We start from the raw sequence: 2,306 nt of genomic DNA, 5'->3' as shown, positions 1-2,306 counted from the left end.
GGCGCTGACCACGCCGATCAAGAGAATCTCGACGCGCCGCTGAGCGACGACCAGAAGACGGTCAACCTGCTCCACGCCGCCATCCGCGCGCCGGCCGAACGCGGCAACTCCCTGCTCAAGACCACCTTCAAGGCGCTTCGCCGAGTCAGCCTCTGCCCCTGGCGCATCGGCGCGATCACCGCAGCCGCCCTCGTCCTGCTCCACCACGAGCACGACCGGACCACATGATCGCCGACCTGGCCCAGCCATTACTGGGAATGGCTCACTGGGCTGTCCCGGGAGGTCCCGGCTGAGCTGGCCGCCGAGCCGGTCAAAACCTGACGTGGGTCAGCTCGAGGCAGATCCGGCACAGTGGCCATTCCTGGTCCCCGTCGTCGGGCCAGCGCCAGTCGCGCGGGTCCAGCAGGATCACCGGGGCCAGACACAGGGCCCGGCCGACGATCAAGCCGGGGTCGCTGACCGCATGCAGCCGACCGGAGGGCATCTGGACGACCTCGCCGGACCAGTCCCGCGGCGCCAGGCCGTCGGTGCCGACCGTCCATCCACTCCGATTGACCCTCATTCGGGATCCCTCACCGACCCCGCCCGGCCGGATGCGCCCGCCACGCACGCGACACGACGACCAGTGAGACGAAGCCGGCCAGCCTCTCCCTCAGCCGTCGGTGCATCAGCCGGCCTCATGGTGGCGACCGGTTGGCGGCGACTCACCGCGCGCCTCGACGTCAGCATCACGGTCATGCGCCAGCCGCTGCAGGGTCGCGGACTCCTGCGTGATGTCCTCGCGCAAGGCGGTCAGCCGGGCGTGCTCGTCGCGCAGCCAGATCACCCCGAGCAGGAAGCCTGCTGCCAGCAGGACGAGAGGCGTGAACACAGCGAGTAGGAACACCAGCATCAGTTGCCACTCCCGCGTCGAAAGTCTCGGCCGGTGTGTCGGTCGAGGTCCATCTCGTGCAGCCAGCCGTTCAGCACAGCCCCTCATCCAGAGCAGAGAACTGGGCCATCAGCGCCACGTCACCTCGGGCGAGCATCGCTGTTGCCGACGGGCACGCACCAGCTGCTGGGGCTCGTACAGGCACCTCCCCCTCGTACGGGCACCCCCCTTGGTCGGGCGGGGGTGCGGCTAGCACAGCCGACCCCTCGACCGATCGCGGCGGCGGCACGCACCCGCGCCGAGGCTGTACCAAGCCACAGCCGGGATCCGCCGTCTCGTCACCTGACTGGTGTGGGCCCTCCGCCGGGAGGTGCGAGACGTCCACCGCCTCGGAGGACGCGGCGGGGACCCCCGCGGACGGCGACGGACACCGCCGGCAGCCTGCAGGGCGCGAGGGCGGACGGACCCGGGGAGTCGAGGACACGTGGGCGGTCGCACGCGCCTGTGCCGCGGAGGGGCCGCAGTTCGGTCCGCGTGCCGCCAGCGGGCAGGACCGTGAAGCTCTGCTTCGCTGGCGTGCCCGAGCACCTTGCCGAGCGCCAGGCCCACGAGTACTGCGACCACGGTCCAGACGAGAAGACCGCCCGCGATCCACAAGACCCACACATCTCCTCCAAGGGCACCGGGACGACGAGTTCTCGCCGCAGATCACGACTCGCCCAGGTGTGGGTTCGCGTTCAGGAGGACCACCCCGGTGAGCGCGGAAGCCGAGTGCCACGCAAGTGGAGACGGCTTGCGCACGACAGCCCTCCAGGGCTGCAAGCGTTGATCCAGGACCAGGTGGACGAGGCAGCGTCGATGAGAACTCATGTCCACCGGGCCCTGGCTGCCCTGCAAGCAGGAGCCACCCATCGTGATCCCGCTCGTTCCCGCCCTCTGCCCGTGTGGCGGTCGAGGATTCGTTCCACCGGTCAACCGTCTCATTTATCAGGACACTGCTCAAGTAATTCAGACGGGATGTTCGGGTCTCTGGACGCTGACGCGAACCCGAAGACGTCCGGTGCGCGCTCCAGTCAGCGGTTGGACCCGCCCGGACTCGAGGATGCCGTTGTGACTATCCGTGATGATGCAGAGTCGTTGGTCGGACAAAAGCTGAGCTGGGAGCCGTGTTGTATGCGACGGCACAAGTGATTGGACTACGATCCGTCACTTGATGGACGCCTTTCAGCGAGCGGTGGACGAGGCGCGACGCCAGCTCATCCGGGACGAGGGACAGAACGTCTCCGTGCGGGAGTTGATCCGCCGCGCGGGGTTCGACGACACTCGTCGGGCCTCTGTGGCGCGCCATCTCAACCCCAATCACTCGTGGCCCAAGGGGCACAAGGTGCCTCCGGACATCGTGCGGGCGCTCGCCGCCGTCCTTCCGATCAGCGAG

At 68.6% G+C, this 2,306-nt stretch carries 3 protein-coding genes and 1 pseudogene; 2 read left to right on the top strand and 2 right to left on the bottom strand.

Annotated elements, in window-relative coordinates:
• Positions 1–228, top strand: a pseudogene (locus tag VN520_RS22070) (transposase family protein); the annotation flags it as partial.
• An 82-nt stretch (positions 229–310) separates the two neighbouring features.
• Here the strand turns inward: VN520_RS22070 and VN520_RS22065 are convergent.
• Positions 311–562 carry a hypothetical protein gene (locus VN520_RS22065; RefSeq protein ID WP_325748669.1) on the bottom strand — a complete coding sequence of 84 codons (252 nt, stop codon included), beginning with the start codon at positions 560–562 and terminating at the stop codon, positions 311–313.
• A gap of 105 nt (positions 563–667) precedes the next feature.
• Positions 668–892, bottom strand: coding sequence for a hypothetical protein (locus VN520_RS22060; RefSeq protein ID WP_325748668.1), 225 nt, complete (start codon positions 890–892; stop codon positions 668–670).
• A gap of 1,192 nt (positions 893–2,084) precedes the next feature.
• Here VN520_RS22060 and VN520_RS22055 point away from each other — a divergent pair.
• A partial coding sequence (locus tag VN520_RS22055) for a hypothetical protein (RefSeq protein WP_325748667.1) occupies positions 2,085–2,306 on the top strand: 222 nt, incomplete at its 3' end.

It is taken from the genome of Streptomyces sp., assembly GCF_035563135.1.
In the GTDB taxonomy this organism is placed as follows: domain Bacteria; phylum Actinomycetota; class Actinomycetes; order Streptomycetales; family Streptomycetaceae; genus Streptomyces.
The sequence above is the reverse complement of the archived record's forward strand: the minus strand, read 5'-3'. Positions and strand labels throughout refer to the sequence as shown.